Source organism: Halorubrum californiense DSM 19288, from assembly GCF_000336875.1.
Classification (GTDB): Archaea; Halobacteriota; Halobacteria; order Halobacteriales; family Haloferacaceae; genus Halorubrum; species Halorubrum californiense.
Map to the genome: position 1 here is coordinate 25,327 of NZ_AOJK01000020.1, position 20,061 is coordinate 45,387.

Genomic DNA, 20,061 nt, shown 5'->3' on the forward strand with positions numbered 1-20,061 from the left:
CGATCGGCCCGTAGCCGTCGGCCTCCGCCGCTTCCCCCTCCGATTCTCCGCCTCCCTTTCGTTCGTCTCCGAGTCCCCGGGGTCGACTCCGAATATCCGGACGTCGGCTCCCACCGGAGCGACCCGCGCGCCGCCGCGAACGGTTGGATTCAAGTCCGCCCCGGCGGAACCGGATCGTATGCAACCGGGAGATCGCGTCCGCGTCGAGCGCGGGGGCGTCACCAACGAGGGCGTACTGCTCCCCTCCACGACGCGCGACCACCTCGTCGTCAAGCTCGACGGCGGCTACAACGTCGGTATCGACCGCGAGGAGGCGGACGCCGAGGTGCTGGAGTCCGGCGTCCGCGAGGTCGACTCCGCGGCCGAGACCGACGACGACGGCGAGGCCACCTCGGAGATCACCTTCGACGACGACCTCCCCACCGTCTCGCTCATCTCCACCGGCGGGACCATCGCCTCCACCGTCGACTACCGGACCGGCGCCGTCACCGCCCAGTTCGACGCCGAGGACGTCCTCCGGGCCGTCCCAGAACTCGCCGGGCGCGCGAACTACCGCGGCCGCGTCGTCGCGAACATCCTCTCGGAGAACATGGACCCGTCCATCTGGCGCGACCTCGCCGACGCGGTCGCCGAGGAGGTCGAGGCGGGCGCCGACGGCGTCGTCGTGATGCACGGCACCGACACGATGCAGTACTCCGCCTCCGCGCTCTCCTTCATGCTCGACTCGCCGGTGCCGGTCGTGTTCACCGGGAGCCAGCGCTCCGCGGACCGACCCTCCTCCGACAACGTGATGAACGCGGTGTGCGCCGTCGAGGCCGCGAAGGCCGAGCATAGCGAGACGCTCGTCTGTATGCACGCGAGCCCCTCCGACGACGCCTGCGCGCTCCACCGCGGGACGCGCGTCCGCAAGAACCACACCTCCCGCCGGGACGCCTTCGAGACGGTCGGCGCCGCGCCCCTCGGCCGGATCGACTACGCGGCCGCCGCCGAGGCGGGCGCCGAGGGCGACGCGGCCGACGCCGCCATCGAGTGGAACCGCGAGCCGCTCCCGCGCGGTGAGTCCGACGAGGGCGGTGCGGACGCCGACGACTCCGCGTCCGTCTCCCGCGACCCGGACCTCGACGGCGACGTCGAACTCGTCAAGTTCACGCCCGGGATGGACCCGGCGGCGTGGGCGTACTTAGACGACAAGGACGGCGTCGTGATCGAGGGGACGGGGCTCGGCCACGTCCACACCGATCTCATCCCCCGGATCGAGGAACTGGTCGAGAGCGGGACCGTCATCGCGATGACGAGCCAGTGTCTCGCCGGCCGGGTCTGCGACCGCGTGTACGACACCGGCCGCGACCTGCTCGACGCGGGCGTCGTCGAGGCCGGCGACACCCTCCCCGGCACCGCGAAGGTGAAGCTGATGTGGGCGCTCGCGAACCGCTCGGACCCCGCCGACGTGATGACGCGCGACCTCGCGGGCGAACTGACCGAGGAGTCGCGGCCCTGGCGATGACGGGGTCGGGGGAGGAGTTCGACGTCGTCGTCCGCGAGACGCGCCCCGCCGACGCCGACGCGGTGGAAGCGTTCACGCGGGACACCTGGGGCGAGCGCCACGAGGACTACATCCCGCGAGTGTTCTCGGAGTGGGCCGAGTCCGACGACCCCGACCGCGGCACCTTCGTCGCGACGCTTCCCCCGGAGGCCGTCGATGCCGCCGACCTCGACGGCCGAGAGTCGGGCGACACGCTCGTCGCGGGCGAGGGCGACGGCGCCGCCGACGCGGGCGACTCCGAGGCGGTCGTCGGCTGTATTCAGGCCGCGCTCCTCAGCGAGTGGGAGGCGTGGGCACAGGGGATCCGTGTCGACCCCGCGGCGCGCGGCCACGGCGTCGGCACCGCGCTCTCGGAGGCCGCGCTCGACTGGTCCCGCGAGCGCGGCGCGACCGTCTGCCGCAACATGGTGTTCTCGTGGAACGTCATGGGGCTCGGCCAGTCGCGCGCCGTCGGCTTCGAACCCGAGACGGAGTTCCGGTTCGCGGAGCCGGAGCCCGACCCGGACGCGCTCGCCGGCACCGGTCGCATTGGCATCCTCGACAAGCCCGACCCGAACGCCGCGTGGGCGTTCTGGAGCGATAGCGACGCTCGAGACCACCTGCGCGGGCTCGCGCTCGACCCCGGCGAGGGGTGGGCCTGCTCGCAGCTCACCCCGGAGCGACTCGCGACCGCCGCGGCCGAGGACCGGCTGCTCGCGGTCGCCGACGCCGACGCGCTCGCCGGCTTCGCGGTCCGGACCCGCGTGACGGAGCGCGAGGTCGACGGCGCGACGACCCGGACGGCGACGTACGGAGTCGCCGCGTGGCGCGACGTCGACGCGGCCGGCGCGCTCTTCGACGCGGTCGCCGCCGACGCCGCCGCGGCCGACGGGGCCCGCGTGCTGATCCCCGAGACGGTCGAACACGTGAGCGACGCCGCCGCGAACCGCGTGTCGGTCGCGGCCGAGCCCGACTTCGTGATGTGCGCGGACCTCACCAGCGGTGGGGCATGACCCTCTTCGGCGTCGCGCTCCCGTGGTCGCTCCCGCTCACGCTGGTGATCTACGGCGTGGTCGTCGCCGCCGCGGTCTGGATCTACCGCGACGCGAGGGCGCGCGGGAGCCGCTACGCGGTCTTCTGGGCGCTCTCGACGCTCCTCTTCACTATCGTTCCGGTGCTCGCGTACCTGTACCTCCACCGCGACGCCGGTCCGGCGCGGTAGCCGGCCGCGCGTCGCGACCCCTCCGCGGCGCTTTTGTGCCGCGGCTCGGAACGACCGACGGATGCCCTCCCTCCGCCCGTTCGACCGGGTGCGCGCGCTCGGTCGGGGCCGTCGCCCCCGCGCGCTGTCAGTCGCGCTCGCCAACCTGCTCCCGCTCGTCGGCGTGGTCTCGCTCGGCTGGAACGCGGCCGCGCTGATGACGCTGTACTGGTTCGAACTCGGGATCGCCTCCGGGTGGGCGCTCGTCCGCGCGCTGTTCGCCGGCCGACCGTCCGAACTCGACCAGCAGGGGCTGATCCTCGGCCCGCTCGCGCAGCGACGGGTCGGGCTGTCGATCCCGTGGACCGGCGTCGAGGTCCGGCTCTCGTCGCTGTTCGTTCTCCCCGTCGCCGCGCCGATCCTCGCGGTCGTCTGGGCGGTCGTGGGCACGCTTACCGTCGGCGTCGTCGTCGAGGAAGGGACGGTCTCGACCGTGGTCGACACCGTGATGCTCGCGACGCTCGCGATCTTCGTCGGCCAAGGGGTGACGACGCTCGTCGAGTACTTCGGCCGCGGCGAGTACCGCGACCACAGCGCCCAGACGGCGATCCAAGGCGTGTTCGCCCGGGGCGCGGCGATCTTTTTCGGCGCGCTGTTCACCGTCACGGTCGTCGGTGCGGGAACGCTGGAGGACGATGCGCCGATCTCCGCGCTCGACGCGGACGCGATCGGGCTCCCCCTCCTGCTCGGTATCGTCGGGGTGAAGTTCGCCTTCGACCTCGCGAGCCTGTACGGCGACCGGCTGGCGGCGTTCGACGAGTCGTCCGCGCTCGATCTGGGGNTGTATCGTCGGGGTGAAGTTCGCCTTCGACCTCGCGAGCCTGTACGGCGACCGGCTGGCGGCGTTCGACGAGTCGTCCGCGCTCGATCTGGGGTTCTCCTACGACCCGCCGTCGACGGATCCGGTCGACGGATCGCTCGCGGGACCGATCGAGACGGTTCGCCAGCCCCGCCGCGCTCGCCTCGCGGGGGCGCTGACGACGCCGCTCGGCCACCCGGGGCTGTGGTACCTCGCCTCCCTCCCCGCGCTCGGCGCCGCGCTGTTCGCGGTCGGCGGCGAGCGGGCGACCGCCGCGTTCCTCCTCGCCGTCGCCGTCGCGCTCCCGCTCGCCCCCGCCGCCGTCGACCACGAACTCCGGTACGGGCTCGTCGCCTACCGCGCCGGCGCCGACGCGCTCGTCGCCCGTGATCGCCTGTCCGGCGCGACGCTCTGGCGCGTCGAGCCGTGGGACGAGACCGACCTGCGCGTGAAGCGGGGCTGGCTCGACCGGCGACTGGGAACCGAGACCGTCGTGATCGAACTCCGCGACGACGAGTACCGGATTCCGGGACTCCCCGACCCCGAACCGATACTCGACGTGTTCGACCGTCAGCCGGACCGACCGGACGGCTCGGACCGATCGGTCGAGTGACTCGCGTCAGGGGTTCGCGTCCCCCGCCTCGTCCCACCCGTACAGCGGGTGCGTATCCCCGACGAGACGCTTGAACAGCAGGATGACGGCGGCGTGGAAGGCGACGAGGGCGGTCACGCTCGCGACGATGATCGCCACTTCGGCGGGCGTCGAGAGCAGGCCGAGCGAGACGATGAGCGTCGTCGCACACGCCGGCGGGTGGACCGTCCCGGTCGCGATCATCGCCCAACTGGTCGCCACGAGCGAGGTGACCGCGCTCGCGGTCAGCCGGGACCCCTCGGGAGAGAAGGCGGGCGGCGTCGCCGTGAGCGCGGCGCCGTCAGCGATCATCGTCCACGCCGCGAGCCCGGTGAGCCCGCCGATCAGGTGGCTCCCGACGACGCGGACGGCGCGCTCCCGCTCGCTCCGTCGGTCGAACGCGAGGACGAACGCGGACGGGCCGAGGCTCGGGAAGACGAACGGCTGGCCGGTCGCCCACGCAACGAGACCGAGGACGGCGAACAGCAGGCCGGCGTAGAGGCTCGTCCCGAGGCGGCGGCGCATTGCGCCCCGGTCGGCGGGCGACTCAGAAATGCCCGGCGAATCAGATACGGTGCCCCGGCGGCTCGCGGAACCGGGTGCCGGCAGTTCGCGGAACGGGGGCCGACGGCTCGCGGAACGGGGCGCCGACGGACCGTCGAACGGAGCGTCGGCGCCCGCGGTGCGATATCGCTCTCGATAGCAGAACCCGAACGCATAATTGGTCCCGTCTCGCCCGTGGAGACATGATCGCGACGCTGCCGGACCTCCTCCGACTCGTCGTCGTCCCGGTGTTCGCGTGGGCGGCGCTCCGGGACGTCCGGACCCGGCGCCTCCCGAATCGGCTGTGGCCGCCGCTGTATCTGTTCGGCGCGCTGCTGCTGCTCTGGGAGGCCGTCTCGCTGTGGCCGTTCGCGGGGTTCGACGGGCGGATCTTCCTCGTGCGGGCCGCGATCAGCCTGCTGTTCGTCGCGCCGCTCGGCTACGCCTTCTGGTACCTCGGCGCGTTCGGCGGCGCCGACGCGAAGGCGATGATCGCGCTCGCGATACTCTTCCCGACGTTCCCGGCGTACGACCTCGCCGGGGTCACGCTCCCGCTCGTCGACACCCAGCTCGGCGTGTTCTCGCTGACGATCCTCACGAACACCGTCCTCCTCGGGCTCGCGTACCCGGTCGGGCTGGCGGCTCTCAACCTCGTCCGCGGCGAGACCTCGCGTCTCATGTTCTTCGCGCGTCCGGTCGCGACCGACTCGCTGCCGGACCGCCACGGCCGGCTGTTCGAGGCCCCGGACGGCCCGACCCGCGGCGGCCTCGACCTCGACGCGCTCCGGATGTACCTCCGCTGGCGGGGGCTCACGCTCGCGGACCTGCGGAGCGATCCGGACGGGCGCCGTCACCCCGACTCGGTCGGCGAGACGTTCGACCCGACCGACGGCGGGACCCACGTCGGGCCGCGGACGGATGGGGGGCGCGCAGTTGACGACGCGCCCACCGACGGGGGGCGCGCGGTCGACGATGCGCCCTCGGACGGGGAACGCGCGGTCGGCGCGGGAACCGTCGACGCTGCCGACCGCGAACTCGACGACCCGTGGGCGGCAGAGCGCTTCCTCGACGACATCGACCACGGCGCCTACGGCACCGACGCCGCGACGCTCCGTGAGGGCCTCGACGTCGTCGCCCGCGAGGACCGCGTGCTGGTCTCGCCCGGGATGCCGTTCGTCGTCCCGATGGCGGTCGGCCTCGTCGTCTCGCTGACGTTCGGCGACGCGTTGTTCGCGCTGCTCGGCGCGCTCGGGCTGGTCTGAACCGGCACTGACGACGTGGTTTATCAACCGACGAGGTGGCTGCGGTGGCGCGTGCCGATGAGCGCCCGAAAGGCGCGAATCGCACGCGCGAGGGGGTCAGTCGCCGGAGCGAAGCGGAGGCGACTGACGAGGCTGGGGAGGCGTGAGGTGTGGTCGCGGTGCTGTGCGGGGTGGGACTCAAAGGGGCAGTCGCGAGGACGAAGCCCGGCGCAGTAAGCACCGCAGCGAAGGAGCGAAGCGACTGAGCGAGGAGCACAGCAAGCCGCGCGAGTCGTCGCGACTGGGGCTTTGGAGGTATTCCACGCTGACCCCGTGTCACCAATTTATGAATAAGCGACGACGACCGCGTCGCATCGTCAGCTTCCGGCGCGGAGGTCCGCCGCCGTCAGCACCCGCGTCCCGACCGGGCGCTTCACGAACTCGCCGAGGTCGCGGCCGACGACGTCGCCGACGCCGCGTTGGGCCGCCACGTCGAGCAGCCGCTGGTCGACGGTGCCGTCGACGACGACGGCGTGCGGCGCGGGCTCGGCGCCCTCGACCGCGTCGAACGCCTCCGCGGCGTCGACCTCGTCCAAGACGTCGAACTCGTCGCCAAGGAGCCGCGCACGGCCGGTTTCCCCGTCGACGACCTCGCCGACGTGCGCCGCCATCGTCCGCGGTTCGTCGGGCTCGTCGGATTCGTCGTCGGACTCGCCGGTCTCCTCGACGGGCTCGGACTCGGCTTCATCAGCCCCACCGATCTGCTCGGCATCGGTATCGCCTACAGAGTCCGTGCCGGAGCCGTCGCCGAGGTCGTCCTCGCCGTCGGGCTCGACGCTCGATCGCGTCTCGCCGTCGTCGGTCGTCGCCGGCTGCGGTTCCGGCGGGTCGCTCGCTCCGCCGGACGGGGGCGGATCGCCGGTTTCGGCCGTCCCGTCGGAGTCCTCCGAGTCGTCCGACTCGGGCTCCGGTTCGATCTCGGGCGACGCGGGCCCCGAGGTCGACGGCCCTGTCGAGTCGCCGCCGGAGGAGTCGCCCGGGAGCGCCCCGCCGTCGCCGACGCGGGCGACCGACCCGGGATCGTCGCCGTCGGCGACCTCCTCGTCGCTGGCGGCGGCTCGGAGGTCGGCGGCGTCCGCGAGGCTCGCGTACGGCACCTTCCCGCGGAGTGCTTCGAAGACGGCGTCGCGGTCGAGGTCCTCGACGGACTCGCCGGGCGGTGCGAACGCGACGTAGTCCACGTTGCCCACCTGCGCGAGCTCGCGGAGGATGAGCTCCCCGCCGCGGTCCCCGTCGAGGAACGCGGTGACGGTCCGGTCGGCGGTCAGGTCGACGACCGCCTCGGGGACGTTCGTCCCCTCGACGGCGACGGCGTTCTTGATCCCGCAGTCGAGCAGCGTGAGCACGTCCGCGCGCCCCTCGACGACGATGACGGCGTCGGAGTCGCCGACGCGCGGCCCGGCGGGGAGCCCCCGGTAGTCGACGATGCCCTCGACGCGGGCGGCGTCGCGGACCTCGTCCAGCACGTCGCTGCTCGCGAGGCTCGTCTCCTCGAAGCCGCCGGCGATCAGCTCCTTCGCGCGCTCGACGACCTCGCGGCGCTTGGCCGCCCGCACGTCCTCGATGCTCGTCACCTCGACCGAGGCGTGACAGGGACCGATGCGGTCTATCGTCTCCAGCGCGGCCGCTAGGATGGCGGTCTCGACCTTGTCGAGGCTCGACGCGACGGTGACCTCGCCGAACGACTGGCCGTTCTCGGACTCGACGGAGACGTCGATCCGGCCGACGCGCGAGGACTCCTGGAGGTCCCGGAGGTCCAGCTCGTCGCCGAGTAACCCCTCCGTCTGGCCGAACACCGCGCCGACGACGTCGCTCCGCTCGACGACGCCGTCGGCCGCGATGGTGGCGTGTATCAGGTATTTTTCAGTGTCTTTCATGAGTGGTGAATGGTGATGTCGGGCGGTAGCGCCCGTCCGTGTATGGTTGCGTTCCTCGCGGAAAATAGCTATCGCCACGTCCCTCCGGCGTGGTTTGTTGAAGAAAATTTCTCTCCAACACGCAACTTCGAACTTATTCGATAGTTCTTAGTGTTCATAGACGTACCAGTATTCCACATGACGCGCTTACGGAGCGATCTCGTGTGGATACCGACGTTCGCAGTCCTCGTCGCGTTCGCGGTGCCGTGGCCGCTGTGGGGCGTCGACCGCGTCGTCGCGGGGCTGCCGGTGTGGATCTGGTGGCACGTCGCGTGGCTCGGGCTGTGCGCGGCCCTGTTCGCGCTGTTCGTCCGGAGCGGCGCGTGGGAGCGCGGGATGGGCCGCGCCGCGACCGCACCGCCCGTCGACGGGAGCGGGAGCGCCGCCCGCGGGGGTGACGAGCGGTGACGCTCGGCCTCTCGCTCGGCGTCGTCGTCGGCTACCTCGTCGTCGCGCTCGCGCTCGGTCTCGTCGCGTACCGGGTCTCGGAGGCGACCGCCGAGGACTACTATCTCGCAAGCCGGTCAATCGGGACGCTCGTCCTGCTGTTCACGACGTTCGCCACCCTGCTGTCGGCGTTCACCTTCTTCGGCGGGCCGAACCTCGCGTACGCCGCCGGTCCCGAGTGGCTGATCGTGATGGGGACGCTCGACGGCGTCCTGTTCGCCGTGCTGTGGTACGTGATCGGCTACAAACAGTGGCTGATCGGCGCCCGCAACGGCTACGTGACGCTCGGCGAGATGCTCGGCGACCGGTTCGGCTCGACCGGGCTGCGCGCGCTGGTCGCGGGCGTGAGCCTCCTGTGGCTGTTCCCGTACGTGATGCTCCAGCAGATGGGCGCCGGCGAGGCGCTCGTCGGCCTCACCGACGGCGCCGTCCCCTACTGGGGCGGCGCGGCGCTCATCACGGCGTTCATGATCCTCTACGTCGCCGTCGCGGGGCTCCGCGGCGTGGCGTGGACCGATACGCTACAGGGACTCTTCATGCTCTCCGTCGTCTGGGTCGCGGCGGCGTGGGTCGTCTCGTCGCTCGGGGGCGTCGGCGCCGCGACCGAGGGGATGCTCGCGGCCCGACCCGAGTTCGGGAGCTTCGGCGGCGGGACGTACTCGCCCGGGTTCATCATTTCGACGGCTATCACCATCGCGTTCGGGGTGACGATGTTCCCGCAGATCAACCAGCGATTTTTCGTCGCGAAGTCGGCCGAGACGCTGAAGCGGTCGTTCGCGCTGTGGCCCGTCCTCGTCCTGCTGCTGTTCCTCCCCGCGTTCATGCTCGGCGCGTGGGCGGCCGGGACGCCGATCGAGGTGCCCGAGGGAGCGAACGTGCTGCCGGTCGTGTTGTCCGAGTACGCGCCGGCGTGGTTCGCCGCGCTCGTCGTCGCCGGCGCGATGGCGGCGATGATGTCCTCGTCGGACTCGATGCTGCTCTCCGGGTCGTCGTACTTCACCCGCGACCTGTATCGCCCGCTCGTCGACGCGGATGCCTCCGAGCGGCGCGAGGCGTGGATCGCGCGGGTCGGCGTGGCGGCGTTCGCGACGCTCGCGTTCGTCGCGAGCCTGTTCCGTCCGGGGACGCTGATCGAGGTCGGCGACACCGCCTTCTCCGGCTTCGCGCTGCTCGCGTTCCCCGTGATCTGCGCGCTCTACTGGTCGCGGACGACGCGAACGGGCATGATCGCCGGCGTCGCCGTCCCACAGGTCGCGTACCTCGCGGTGGTGTTGTCCGCGGTCGTCGGCGCCGTCCCGACGCTCCCGCGGACCGTCCTCGGCGGCTGGGACGTGGCGCTCGGGCTGATGGCCCTATCCGGCGCGCTCACCGTCGGCGTCTCGCTGCTCACCGCGCCGACGGAGGAGGGCGACGCCTCGCGGTTCGCGGTCGTAAGTGATTGAACGCAGCGACGGCAGTTCGTCGTCGTCCGGCGTTTCGGATCTCGTCGACGACGGATCGGTTGCGGCCGTCGCCAACGCCTCGGGTACTCGCCAATAAATAGTTGACCGCGGATCGGCGGCGGACACCGCCAACGCCCCAGTCGATCGGTACTACGCGTCTGGGTCCTTTTCGGCGAATACTCCCAAAGCCCCAGCCGCGAGGACTCGCGCACCTCGTTGCGCTCCTCGCTCGTTCGCTCCGCTCACTCGCTGCGGTGCTTACGTCGGTGTGCTTCGTCCTCGCGACTGCCCCTTTGAATCCCGCCCCGCACAGCCCCGCAGCCTCGCGCCTCCCCAGCCTCGCCGCTCGCTACGCTCGCGGCGTCCCTCGCGCGTGCTCCTCGCGGCCGCCGATGGCGGCCGCTCGCAGGCACGCGCCACCGCACTGGTCGGGTGGAAATCGCGTCGCCGAACCGTTCCCGCCACGCCGAACCCGGCGAAAGCCAAAAGCCGGTCTATCCCCGACAACGCGTATGAACGAGCCCGGGACCGAGGGCGTGCTGTTGGACCAGGAGACGCTCCGCGGTCGGCTCGACGACGCGCCGCCGTGGCTTCAAGAGCACTACCGAACCTTCCGGGAGTCGATGCTCGGCGAGCGCGACGGGTCGCCGTTCCCCTGCTACTTCGGCATCGAGGTCGAGCGCGAGGGGGACCTCCTGTACGCCGCCTGCGAGTCGACGACGGACCCGGCGGCGCTGCTGCGGCTGCGCGACGTCCTGCTGGAGTACCTCGACACATACGAGAACCACGCCGACCGCGCGCCCCTCGCGGTGTTCTTCAAGCCGCCGGCCGGCGACCGCGGCGAGGCGCACTACCACGAGCGGCTCTGGCACGTCTTGGAGTTCCTCCACGTCCACGACCCGGCGCCGTGGCCCGACGACATCCCGACCGACCCCGACACGCCGCGCTGGGAGTTCTGCTTCGGCGGTGAGGCGCTGTTCCCGACCTCGCGCGCCCCGTTCTACGACGACCGGAAGAGCCGGTACTCGCCGGTCGGCCTGGAGATCACGTTCCAGCCCCGCGCCGTCTTCGAGGGAATCACGGCCGACACCGAGGCCGGCGAGCGCGCCCGCGAGACCATCCGCGACCGGATGGGCGACTACGACGGGGTCTGCCCCCACGCCGACCTCGGCGACTGGGGCGCGGAGGGCGACCGCGAGTGGAAGCAGTACCTCTTCCGCGAGGACGACGATGCGAGCCCCGACGCCTGCCCGCTCGACCCGACGCGCGACCACCCGAAGGCCCCCGACGCGCTGCTCGAACCCGGCGCGTGGCGGCGGTTCGGGGACGACGCCGACGCGGGCGAACTCGACGACTCCGTCACCGCGGGGCTCGGCGATGACTGACCGGGCCGCCGGCGACGACGCGACGAACGCCGCGGCCGACGACCCCGTCCTCCTCCTCGTCGACTTCCAGACCGGCTTCGACGGGCCGGACTGGGGCGAGCGCAACAACCCCGACGCCGAGGCGGCCGCGGCCGCGCTCCTCGACCGCTGGCGCGAAGCCGACCGCCCCGTCGCGCACGTCCGGCACGCCTCCACGGAATCGGACTCCCCCCTCCGGCCGGACGCCCCCGGGTTCGCGTGGAAGCCGGAGACCGCGCCGGTCGGCGACGAGCCGACGTTCGAGAAGTCGGTCAACGGCGCGTTTCTCGACTCCGGGCTCGACGCGTGGCTCCGCGAGAACGGGCACGAGTCGCTCGTCGTCTGTGGGCTCACCACCGACCACTGCGTCTCCACAACGACGCGCGAGGCCGAGAACCGCGGCTACGACGTGCGCGTGGTCGCCGACGCGACGGCGACGCACGCTCGCGAGGCCCCCGACGGCGAGCGGATCGACCCGGAGACCTCCCACCGCGTCGCGCTCGCGCACCTGAACGGCGAGTTCGCGACGGTCGTCGAGAGCGCCGACTTGATCGCGGATTGACGGGTTTCTCCCGTCGTCCCGCTCAGTCGTCGGCGGCGTCCGCGGCGTCCGCGCCCCCGCCGCTCGCGCGGTCGGCGGCGTTCGCGAACATCCCGCGCCGCGTCGTGTAGAGGAAGTACCCGCCGAGGCTGAGGAAGCCGACGACGTTGGAGGCCGCGACCGCCCAGAAGACGGCCTCGACGCCCCAGCCCAGTCCGGGCGCCACCGTGACGCCGAACGCGCCGAACGTCGTCGCGACCGGGGCGGCCGCGACCGCGATCGGGAACCGGACCCCCCAGTACTTGATCAGGTCGGCGACGAAGGAGGTCCGGGTGCGGGAGGCGCCGTTGAACCCGGCCAGCAGGGTGTAGGTACCGCCGAGCGCCCAGTAGGAGGCGCCGAGGATCCGGAGGTACGTGGCCGCGAGGGCTCGGCCGTCGGCGGTGAGGTCGGGCGCGAGCAGGTCCGCGATCCCGCCGGCGAAGGCGAACTGGACGGCGCCGAGCGCGAGGAACCCGGCGACGACCATTCCGGTGCCGACCGCCGTCGTCCGACGGGCGCGCTCGGGGGCGTCCGCGCCGAGATTCTGTCCGATCATCGACTGGGCGGCCTGCTGTATCCCGAGCGCCGGGACGATGGCGAGCGTCGCGACCCGGGCGCCGACCGTGTACGCCGCGACGCCCGCCGCGCCGCCGGCGATCGCGACGAGTCCGACGACGAGGACGCGGGCCAGTTCGCTCACGCCGCGCTGGCCGCCGAGTGGAAGTCCGACCGAGACGACCTCGCGGGCGGTCTCGAAGTCGAGCGCGAACGCCTCCCGGGTGAGTCGGAAGGTGTCGCGGCCGACCCCCGCGGCGTACGCGAGGATCCACAGGAGGCCGGCGACGCCGGCGAGCGCGGTGCCGAGCGCGGCGCCGGCGACGCCGAGCCGCGGGACGGGACCGACCCCGAAGATGAGGACCGGCGCCGCGACGAGGTTGACGAGGACGCTCACGAGGCTCACGTGGAACACCGCCCGGGTGTCGCCGTACGCCGTGAAGCAGTTCTCGACGGTGTCGCCGACCGCACCCAGCGGGAGGACGGCGATCACGATCGCGAGGTACGTGGCGGTCGTCCCGGCGAGCGCGGGGTCGGCGCCGAGCAGCGCCACGACCTCCTCGGCGTAGACGACCACCGGGATCGCGACCGCCGCGGTGACCGCGAGCGCGACGACCGCGCCGTTGACCGCGACGCGTCGCGCGCCCGCCTCGTCTCCGTCGCCGGCGCGCTGCGCGACGAGGATCTGTGTGCCGACCGCGCCGACCACGACCGTCGCGCCGAGCAGCGACTGGATCGGGAGACTGAGACCGACCGCGGCGACCGCGTCCTCGCCGACCCGTCCGAGCCAGAACGTGTCGACCAGTGCGTTGGCGACGTACACGACGTTCTGCGCGACGAGCGGCGCGGCGAGGACGAGCAGCACTCGGCCGACAGGCCCGTCGGTGATCGCCTCGCGGTCGACGTCGAACATCGAATTGTTCCGGTATTGGTAGGTGATAATAAAAGTGTGCTGGTTGTGAACACGACTCTCTCACCGGTCGTCCGCCGCCGGTTCGCCCGCTCCTCCCCCCGCACTCGGTCGCCAGCCGCCCGCGAAGGGAAACCTCTTAATGGACTACACACGGAGTTCGTGGTATATGAGCAACGGCGACGACGACCCGGCCGACGCCTCCGAAGAGGCCGACGCCGCGGACGACGGCGGGGACGCCGGCGAGCCGACGGAGACGGCCGCTCCGACGCTCCCCGATGACGCGACCGAGGAGTCCCTCAACGAGTACCTCGACGAGATCGCCGACCGCCTCGAGGCCGCCGAGACGGAGGCCGACCTCGACGACGTCGAGGCGCTCCTAAACGACGCGGAGACCGGGATCGCGGAGGCGGACCTCCCCGAGCCGGACGAGGACGACGAGGACGCGGACGACCCCCGCGGCGACCTCGAAGACCGCGTCGCGGAGCTTCGCGACGGCGTCGAGGACGCCCGCGGCCCCTACGGCGAGGACGTCGTCGAAGCGATCGAGACCGCCGCCGGGAAGATCGAGGAAACCGAGTGGACCGACGCCGGCCACGAGGACGTCGCGGCCGCCGTGGCGTCGTTCGCCGACGCGGCCGCCGACGCGATCGACGACACGCTCGATGCGGCCGAGGAGGATCCCGAAGCCCTCCTCGCCGCGGACGAGGGCGGCGAGGCGGCCGCTGTCGGGGCTCCGTCCCCCGTCGAACAGCTCACCGCGGCGCTCGACGCCGTGGCCGCCGCGGTCGGGGACGCCGACCTCGACGCCGACGAGGACGCGGCCGACATCGCCGCGCTGCTGGAGGCGACCGACGAACTGGAGACCGGCCTCGACGACGCCGAGGAGTGGGACGACCTCGAGACCCACGAGCAGCTCCGCGCGCAGGGGTACTACGACGTACTCGGCCACTACAAGGACTTCCCGGTCGAGTGGGCCGCGCTGAAGGAACACGAGGCGCAGGGGAACGTCGACATGATCCTGCTCGCGCTCGACTCGCTCCAGTCCGAGTTCATGGAGCGCCACTGTCTGGAGGCGTTCGAGCGGATGGGCAAGCGCGGCAAGACCGAGGCGTCCGTCGAGGAGATCCTCGGCCGCGCCGAGAAGCGCGACCAGCCCGCGATCCGGATCCTCGGGAAGATGGCGGCCGAGGAAGCGACCGACACCCTCGTCGAGTACGTCCCCGAGGACTCGAACCCGCAGCTCCAGAAGGCCGTGTTCAAGGCGCTCGGCGAGATCGGCGCGCCGGAGGCCGTCCAGCCGCTCGCCGACCGGCTCGACCCCGAGGGCGACGACGACGAGCTCGTCCGCCCCCACGCCGCCCGCGCGCTCGGCCTGATCGGCGACACCCGCGCCGTCGACCCGCTCGCCGACGCGCTCGAAGCGCACCCGTCCGACGACGTCCGCGCGGCCGCCGGGTGGGCGCTCCGCCAGATCGGCACTCGGGAGGCGCTCGAAGCGGTCGCCGAGTACGCAGACGAGCACTCCTTCGTCGTCTCGACGGAGGGCGAGAAGGCGCGGGAGGCGCTCGACGAGGCCGAGCCCGCGCCGACGGCCTGACGCGGCCCGCCGTTCCGCCGACCCTTCTTATCCGATACCGAGGGCACTCCCCTCGTGTCACCCGCTCCGTTCCGTGTCCCGATCCACTCGACCGCGAGCGTCGCCGCCGTCGTCGCGCTCGGATTGCTCGTCTCGGCGGCCGTCGTCCCGGTCGCCGTCGCGGGCGACGCTGGAACTGACCCGGAAGTCGGCAGAGTCGACCCCGGCGGCGCTGCCGCCGCACCGTCGAGCGAGAGCCCCGAGAACCTGACGCTCGTGTCCACGGCGCCGCGGATCGTCGAGCTGTTCCCGAATCCGACGACCGCGGAGAACCGCGGCGAGTACCTCGTCGTCCGGCTCCCCGAGCGGGGGAACTGGTCGCTCTCCGACGGGCACCACGAGGCGGAGGTCCCGGCGAACGCCAGCGGCGTCGTCGCCCTCTCGATGGACCCCGCGAACGCGACGCCCCTGCTCGACGACGAGACCGCAGTAGCCGGCAACGGCGGCACCGGCGAGCCGACGCTCCGCGCGCTCGACGATCACTTCCCGCTCGCCGCGTCCGGTGACCGGATCGCGCTCCGCCGGAACGGGACGACGGTCGCCGCGGTCGACTACGACCGCGCGCCCGAGGGACACCGCTGGCGCGCCGACTGGGGGGAGTGGCGACCCCGTGGGTACGAACGGCGGTCGCCGCGTCGGACCGCCAACGCCGACGTGACGCCGTTCGTGCTCCCCGACAGCCCCGGCCTCCCGGTCGACCCCCTCCGGAGCGCGGAGGACCGCCTGTTCGTCGCGGGCTACACGCTGACCTCGGAGCGGGTGGTCGAGGCGCTCGTCGCGGCCGCCGACCGGGGAGTCACCGTTCGGGTGCTGCTTGAGGGGTCGCCGGTCGGCGGGTTCCCGGCGCGGAGCGCGGCCCTGCTCGACCGGCTGACGGCCGCGGGGGTCGAGGTCCGGATCCTCGACGGGGAGGTCGAACGCTTCCGTTTCCACCACGCGAAGTACGCGGTCGCGGACGACCGCGCCGTCGTCCTCACGGAGAACTGGAAGCCGTCGGGGACGGGCGGACGAAGCAACCGCGGCTGGGGCGTCGTCGTCGGGGGCGACGAGACCGGCGTTGCGGTCGGTGCCGGTTCAGGGCGCGCCGCCGTCGCCGACGACCTCGCGGCGCTGTTTGCCGCCGACTTCGAGGCGCACGACGCGCGGCCGTGGCACGAGTTCCGCGCCGACACCGAGTTCCACGGCGGCGGGCGCGCGAACGGCTCCTATCCGGCGCGGTTCGACGCGCCTCCGGAGCCGGCGGCTGCGGACGTGACCGTCCTCACCGCCCCGGGCAACGCCGCCGACCGGATCGTCGCGCGGATCGACGCCGCCGACGAGCGGGTCCTCGCGGTCGTGCCGCGGGTCGGCGGTCCGAACGACCGGATCGTCCGCGCGCTCCGGCGCGCGGCCGACCGCGGCGTGGACGTTCACCTGCTGCTCTCGGACGCGTGGTACGACCGGGAGGCGAACCGGAACCTCTCTGAGCGGCTGGCGGACGAGCCGATCGCTGTCGACCTCGCCGAGCCGCGCGGGCGGTTCGGGAAGGTCCACGCGAAGGGGCTCGTCGTCGACGACGCGGCCGTCGTCGGCAGCCTCAACTGAAACGCCGTCCACAGGTTGTTATACCATTAACCCAACCACGGTGTATGGTCGCATCAGGTGACGATCCTAACAGCTACCAACGTGAGTTCGAACACGAGAAGCAGAACATCACTGCGCAAAATGAGGATGGGGAATACCGTGTACCAAGAGAAATTGACCGGAAGGACCTGCGACTCTACGCGCAGACAGTTACCGACCGTGTAGACTACAGCTGTGCCTTCAATTACATCGGACGGCTTCGGAGGTTAGCTGAAGTGCTTGATAAGCCCCTCAGAGAGTGTGACGTTGACGATATCAACTTAGGAATGGCAGACCTGGCCGAGAAAAACAAAGGTGAAGGAGAATCGTATTCCGATGGAACACGCCGACAGTACCTGCGGACTGTGGAGGATTTCGGGCAAGCTCGTGGTATCGATGCCCTGTCTGACATTGATGTTCCATCAGTCACTCAGAGTAAAATCGATGAGGAGTGGGTGCTTGATAGGGACGAAGTTTGGGATTTGATCGATGCAGCCGACAAGACTCGAACAAAAGCTGTGATTGCGGTTTGCTGGGAGTGCGCCTGGCGTTCAACGGCGTTGATGTCGTTGAAAGTCAAACACTATGAGGATGTAAACGATGAGTACGGGTTGTTGTCAGCTCCTCTCGGTGTTACGGGGGACAAAGGTGCTGGCGGGGATAAGAAGCCGGTGACGATTTCGAGAGGGTATTTAGATAACTGGTTAGCCGACCACCCGCGGAGTGATGACCCTAATGCGGCTCTATTTTGTCGAACTGATAAGGAACGACACTACGGGGAGCACATGTCGTCTGAAGCGGTTCAGAAACAACTGAAGAGAGCGGCTGAAGGTGCGGGAATTGATGAAGATCGCGTATACGTCCATTGTTTTCGTCACGCACGAGTGACGTATATGAAGAAATCTTCTGAGTATAGTGATATGGATATCGAACATACATTAGATTGGTCTGAAGGGAGTAATCAGATGAAACGGTATAGTCACGTGACTCAGGAAGATAAGATTGCGTCCGTACTGCAGGCTCGGGGTATAGAAGCTGAATCTGGGAGTGTTGAACCAGAACTGATGGGGTGTCCGCGATGCGGACGGGATATCCCGTACGATGCTCGTAATTGTCCGTATTGTTCTGTGAGAGTTGATTCGAAACCAACTGACTGGTACCAACTGTACTCTGATCTGTTAATCGCTCCCGAGGAGGACCCGTTGTGTAAAAAATATGAGGGAATGGCAAGTACAACACCAACGATGCAGCGACTTCCGCGTGAACAATTTTCGTGGGTCACTGCAGTATTCATGTCGTTTTTAGTTGAGCGCGCTGAGATCGGAGAGCCGCTAGGAGCACACGAAGCGATTTTAGATGAGATTGATATTGACAGCTTGCCAGAAGAGGCAGTGGAGTCAGTGAAGCGTTTGATTTTATCATCGAGTCAGCAACAGAACTACCAATTACATCAAGCAGATTATGAACTCGCTGAAGATGAAGAATTCCTTGAGTGGCTCCGCGGGGAATCGTCTGTAGATGAAAATTTAACAGGGACTGAATACAAGGAAAAATTGTACGGTTCGATCAGAGATTAGTAAATCTGAATAAATAACGTACATATTTGTGCAGCTTCTGCGGATTATCTGGCGCATCATAGATCAAGAGGACCCACAACGGGGTCCTAAAACGATTCACCTCATAGCAGCTCAGAACAGACGGTCTGAGAAGTCTCCAAAGACATTTTCTAATCGTCCGACAGAATGAGGAGCAATTCGCTGGGCAGCTATCGGTTCAATGATCCGGGAAACGAACACGACAGCAGCAAGTTCCTCATCGCTTCCTTTTCGATAATCACTGAATGAGCCCTCTGTTTCGATCATCGGCCCATGAAGTCGCTCCGAAAGCCTTCGAGCTTGTTCCTTTTCGTCAGTAGTTCGAAAGAGCCGTGGTTGTTCTTCGATCCCACTCTCCGGAATCCACGCGTCGTAGAACGCATGTCCCACTTCGTGGGCAAGCACTAATTGGTTACTCTGAACGGTCAATACAGGCGAAGGAACCTATGAATACCAATCGCATATGGGATTCCCCATCATTTGTGAACAAAGTATAGTCATTCAATTTATTGATACTCTTCAGCGGCTGACGATTTTAGATGGAAATATAACTGAAAATGGGATCTCAGCAGAGCCAAATCATCCTGATTCCTCTCTGACTGATGGATACGCACCGTAGCTCGTATTCCACAACGTTTGTGGAATCTCAACTGAGTGGTGGTATTGGTCATCGTCACTGTCAGCTGATTCTTTGGTTTCACTCGCTGTGACGACAGCTAGGTCGATTGCTGTCTCTAATTCCTCTTGGAGAGACCCAAGCTGACGCACCAGTGCCTCAGCTTCTGCAGTCGCAACATCTGATTGTATCTCTGTCTGGTCGTGTGAGAGTGACCGTAGTGCGGAGAGATGTGCATGAGCTTCGTTGGCTCTGATTCCTAGCAACCCCAGCTGGTCATGGATCGCTTCGAGAGCCTCAGGGATGGGTGGTTCCGGATTCGCTTCTCTCCCACCATCTGATAACGTGTGATTGTTACTCATTGGATACCTGTCTGATCGCGTCGCGTACGACATTATTTGGCATCCCCGTGTCTGAGGAGATAGTTCGCACATCGGCGATCGAGATGTCCTCAGGGAACCGTTCGTTCAATCGACCCCAGTGACGGACTGCTTCTTCCGGTGTACTCGTATAATGGACTGTCCTACCTTTTTTGAACCGTCCAATATGGCCTGTACTAACGAGCGCAGCCAGTTGATCCCCCAGCCATGATCGGTATTGGGCGGAGCTGTATTGTTCCCTAAACTCCGCGCTTTCCGAGCCCACCTCGTCAAGGATTTCCGACAGAGTCATCGACTCTTTCAGTACACTATCGAGGTGGTGACTGAGTTCTGTTTGAGCCTCGGTGAGAGTCACCGACTCCGCATTCGAGATGAATCGACCGTCATCCGTCGCTCGGACTTCCTCAAGATAACCATATTCATCGAGAATCTGGCGAAGCAGTTCCGGACTTTCATCAATCAGTGACCTGAGCGCTGATGCTTCCTCCTCATCGAGTTGCTCGATCACATCCTGCAACGTGTTCTCGTCAGTTCGATTCATCATACTAACCACCGTCCGGAGACCGTATGATGATTTTCTTTTGTTGTTTGAAATGCCTCCCGTAGACAGCGAGATTGTGTTGACATCGCTCTCCCTTCCAAGAAACCGTCCCGTTCGATTCCGCGGGATGCTGACGCTCTGATACGTTGGGCTGGTCACCATGCTCATTGAACCCATGGATCCCGTGGAAGAACTCGAAATCTTCCGTTTCAAATGCTTCAACGAAAGAGTCACGGATGACTGAAGCACTTTCCTTATCTTTCGCACTGGGAGTTGTCGAACCACTCGGATGGGTATGGAACCTCGCAATCAGTTTTGGATGATCTCCATCGGGGAACCGACTTGCCACTTCTCGTGCCATTGCATGAGGATCAA

General features: G+C 68.4%; 18 protein-coding genes and 1 pseudogene. 12 read left to right on the top strand and 7 right to left on the bottom strand.

Annotation, left to right across the window (positions count from 1 at the left end):
- Positions 1–178: 178 nt before the first annotated feature.
- From gatD to C463_RS03985, 4 genes and pseudogenes are all read left to right on the top strand, one after another.
- Entirely contained in the window at positions 179–1,504 is a 1,326-nt protein-coding gene (gene gatD / locus C463_RS03970; protein ID WP_008441263.1) for a Glu-tRNA(Gln) amidotransferase subunit GatD, read from the top strand.
- Positions 1,501–2,535, top strand: a complete 1,035-nt coding sequence (locus C463_RS03975; protein WP_008441264.1) for a GNAT family N-acetyltransferase — start codon at positions 1,501–1,503, stop codon at positions 2,533–2,535. Before gatD ends, C463_RS03975 begins: the two co-directional genes overlap by 4 nt.
- Positions 2,532–2,744 (top strand): hypothetical protein, encoded by a 213-nt coding sequence (locus C463_RS03980; RefSeq protein ID WP_008441265.1) that lies wholly within the window; start codon positions 2,532–2,534, stop codon positions 2,742–2,744. The genes C463_RS03975 and C463_RS03980 overlap by 4 nt, the downstream gene beginning before the upstream one ends.
- 61 nt (positions 2,745–2,805) lie before the next feature.
- Positions 2,806–4,195, top strand: a pseudogene (locus C463_RS03985) (DUF6498-containing protein).
- A gap of 6 nt (positions 4,196–4,201) precedes the next feature.
- Here C463_RS03985 and C463_RS03990 read toward each other — a convergent pair.
- Positions 4,202–4,738 carry an HPP family protein gene (locus C463_RS03990; protein ID WP_008441266.1) on the bottom strand — a complete coding sequence of 179 codons (537 nt, stop codon included), beginning with the start codon at positions 4,736–4,738 and terminating at the stop codon, positions 4,202–4,204.
- Positions 4,739–4,959: 221 nt separating this feature from the next.
- Here C463_RS03990 and C463_RS03995 point away from each other — a divergent pair, with 221 nt between their 5' ends.
- Positions 4,960–6,018: an A24 family peptidase gene (locus tag C463_RS03995; RefSeq protein WP_008441268.1), complete on the top strand. Its 1,059-nt coding sequence runs from the start codon at positions 4,960–4,962 to the stop codon at positions 6,016–6,018.
- Positions 6,019–6,374: 356 nt separating this feature from the next.
- Here the strand turns inward: C463_RS03995 and dnaG are convergent, their stop codons facing one another.
- Entirely contained in the window at positions 6,375–7,934 is a 1,560-nt protein-coding gene (dnaG, locus tag C463_RS04000) for a DNA primase DnaG (protein ID WP_008441270.1), read from the bottom strand.
- A gap of 177 nt (positions 7,935–8,111) precedes the next feature.
- On the opposite strand from dnaG, the gene C463_RS04005 reads away from it, so the two are divergent.
- The 4 genes from C463_RS04005 to C463_RS04020 all read left to right on the top strand — a co-directional run bounded on the left by C463_RS04005 (position 8,112) and on the right by C463_RS04020 (position 11,827).
- Positions 8,112–8,381 carry a DUF3311 domain-containing protein gene (locus C463_RS04005; RefSeq protein ID WP_008441271.1) on the top strand — a complete coding sequence of 90 codons (270 nt, stop codon included), beginning with the start codon at positions 8,112–8,114 and terminating at the stop codon, positions 8,379–8,381.
- A complete protein-coding gene (locus C463_RS04010) occupies positions 8,378–9,862 on the top strand; it encodes a sodium:solute symporter family protein (protein WP_008441273.1) in 1,485 nt (494 codons plus the stop codon). The genes C463_RS04005 and C463_RS04010 overlap by 4 nt, the downstream gene beginning before the upstream one ends.
- A 512-nt stretch (positions 9,863–10,374) precedes the next feature.
- Complete coding sequence (locus C463_RS04015) at positions 10,375–11,247, top strand: YqcI/YcgG family protein (RefSeq protein WP_008441274.1); 873 nt, start codon at positions 10,375–10,377, stop codon at positions 11,245–11,247.
- Positions 11,240–11,827 carry a cysteine hydrolase family protein gene (locus C463_RS04020; RefSeq protein ID WP_008441277.1) on the top strand — a complete coding sequence of 196 codons (588 nt, stop codon included), beginning with the start codon at positions 11,240–11,242 and terminating at the stop codon, positions 11,825–11,827. The genes C463_RS04015 and C463_RS04020 overlap by 8 nt, the downstream gene beginning before the upstream one ends.
- Before the next feature lie 22 nt (positions 11,828–11,849).
- Here C463_RS04020 and C463_RS04025 read toward each other — a convergent pair whose 3' ends face one another.
- Positions 11,850–13,316 (bottom strand): MATE family efflux transporter, encoded by a 1,467-nt coding sequence (locus C463_RS04025; protein WP_008441278.1) that lies wholly within the window; start codon positions 13,314–13,316, stop codon positions 11,850–11,852.
- 166 nt (positions 13,317–13,482) lie between these two features.
- On the opposite strand from C463_RS04025, the gene C463_RS04030 reads away from it, so the two are divergent.
- From C463_RS04030 to C463_RS17405, 3 genes are read left to right on the top strand one after another with little or no spacing between them, the layout of a single operon-like run.
- On the top strand, positions 13,483–14,913 hold the full coding sequence (locus C463_RS04030; protein ID WP_008441279.1) for a HEAT repeat domain-containing protein: 1,431 nt from the start codon (positions 13,483–13,485) through the stop codon (positions 14,911–14,913).
- Between the two features lie 54 nt (positions 14,914–14,967).
- Positions 14,968–16,536: a phospholipase D-like domain-containing protein gene (locus C463_RS04035; protein ID WP_008441280.1), complete on the top strand. Its 1,569-nt coding sequence runs from the start codon at positions 14,968–14,970 to the stop codon at positions 16,534–16,536.
- A gap of 44 nt (positions 16,537–16,580) precedes the next feature.
- Positions 16,581–18,131: a site-specific integrase gene (locus C463_RS17405; protein ID WP_080510761.1), complete on the top strand. Its 1,551-nt coding sequence runs from the start codon at positions 16,581–16,583 to the stop codon at positions 18,129–18,131.
- A 111-nt stretch (positions 18,132–18,242) separates the two neighbouring features.
- Here the strand turns inward: C463_RS17405 and C463_RS18945 are convergent, their stop codons facing one another.
- The 4 genes from C463_RS18945 to C463_RS19435 form a co-directional block, all read right to left on the bottom strand.
- Positions 18,243–18,416 (bottom strand): hypothetical protein, encoded by a 174-nt coding sequence (locus tag C463_RS18945; RefSeq protein WP_160163094.1) that lies wholly within the window; start codon positions 18,414–18,416, stop codon positions 18,243–18,245.
- A gap of 312 nt (positions 18,417–18,728) precedes the next feature.
- Entirely contained in the window at positions 18,729–19,127 is a 399-nt protein-coding gene (locus tag C463_RS18375) for a hypothetical protein (protein WP_152422358.1), read from the bottom strand.
- Positions 19,120–19,686 carry a hypothetical protein gene (locus tag C463_RS04040; RefSeq protein WP_152422359.1) on the bottom strand — a complete coding sequence of 189 codons (567 nt, stop codon included), beginning with the start codon at positions 19,684–19,686 and terminating at the stop codon, positions 19,120–19,122. Before C463_RS04040 ends, C463_RS18375 begins: the two co-directional genes overlap by 8 nt.
- A gap of 4 nt (positions 19,687–19,690) precedes the next feature.
- A partial coding sequence (locus C463_RS19435) for a hypothetical protein (RefSeq protein ID WP_204365866.1) occupies positions 19,691–20,061 on the bottom strand: 371 nt, incomplete at its 5' end.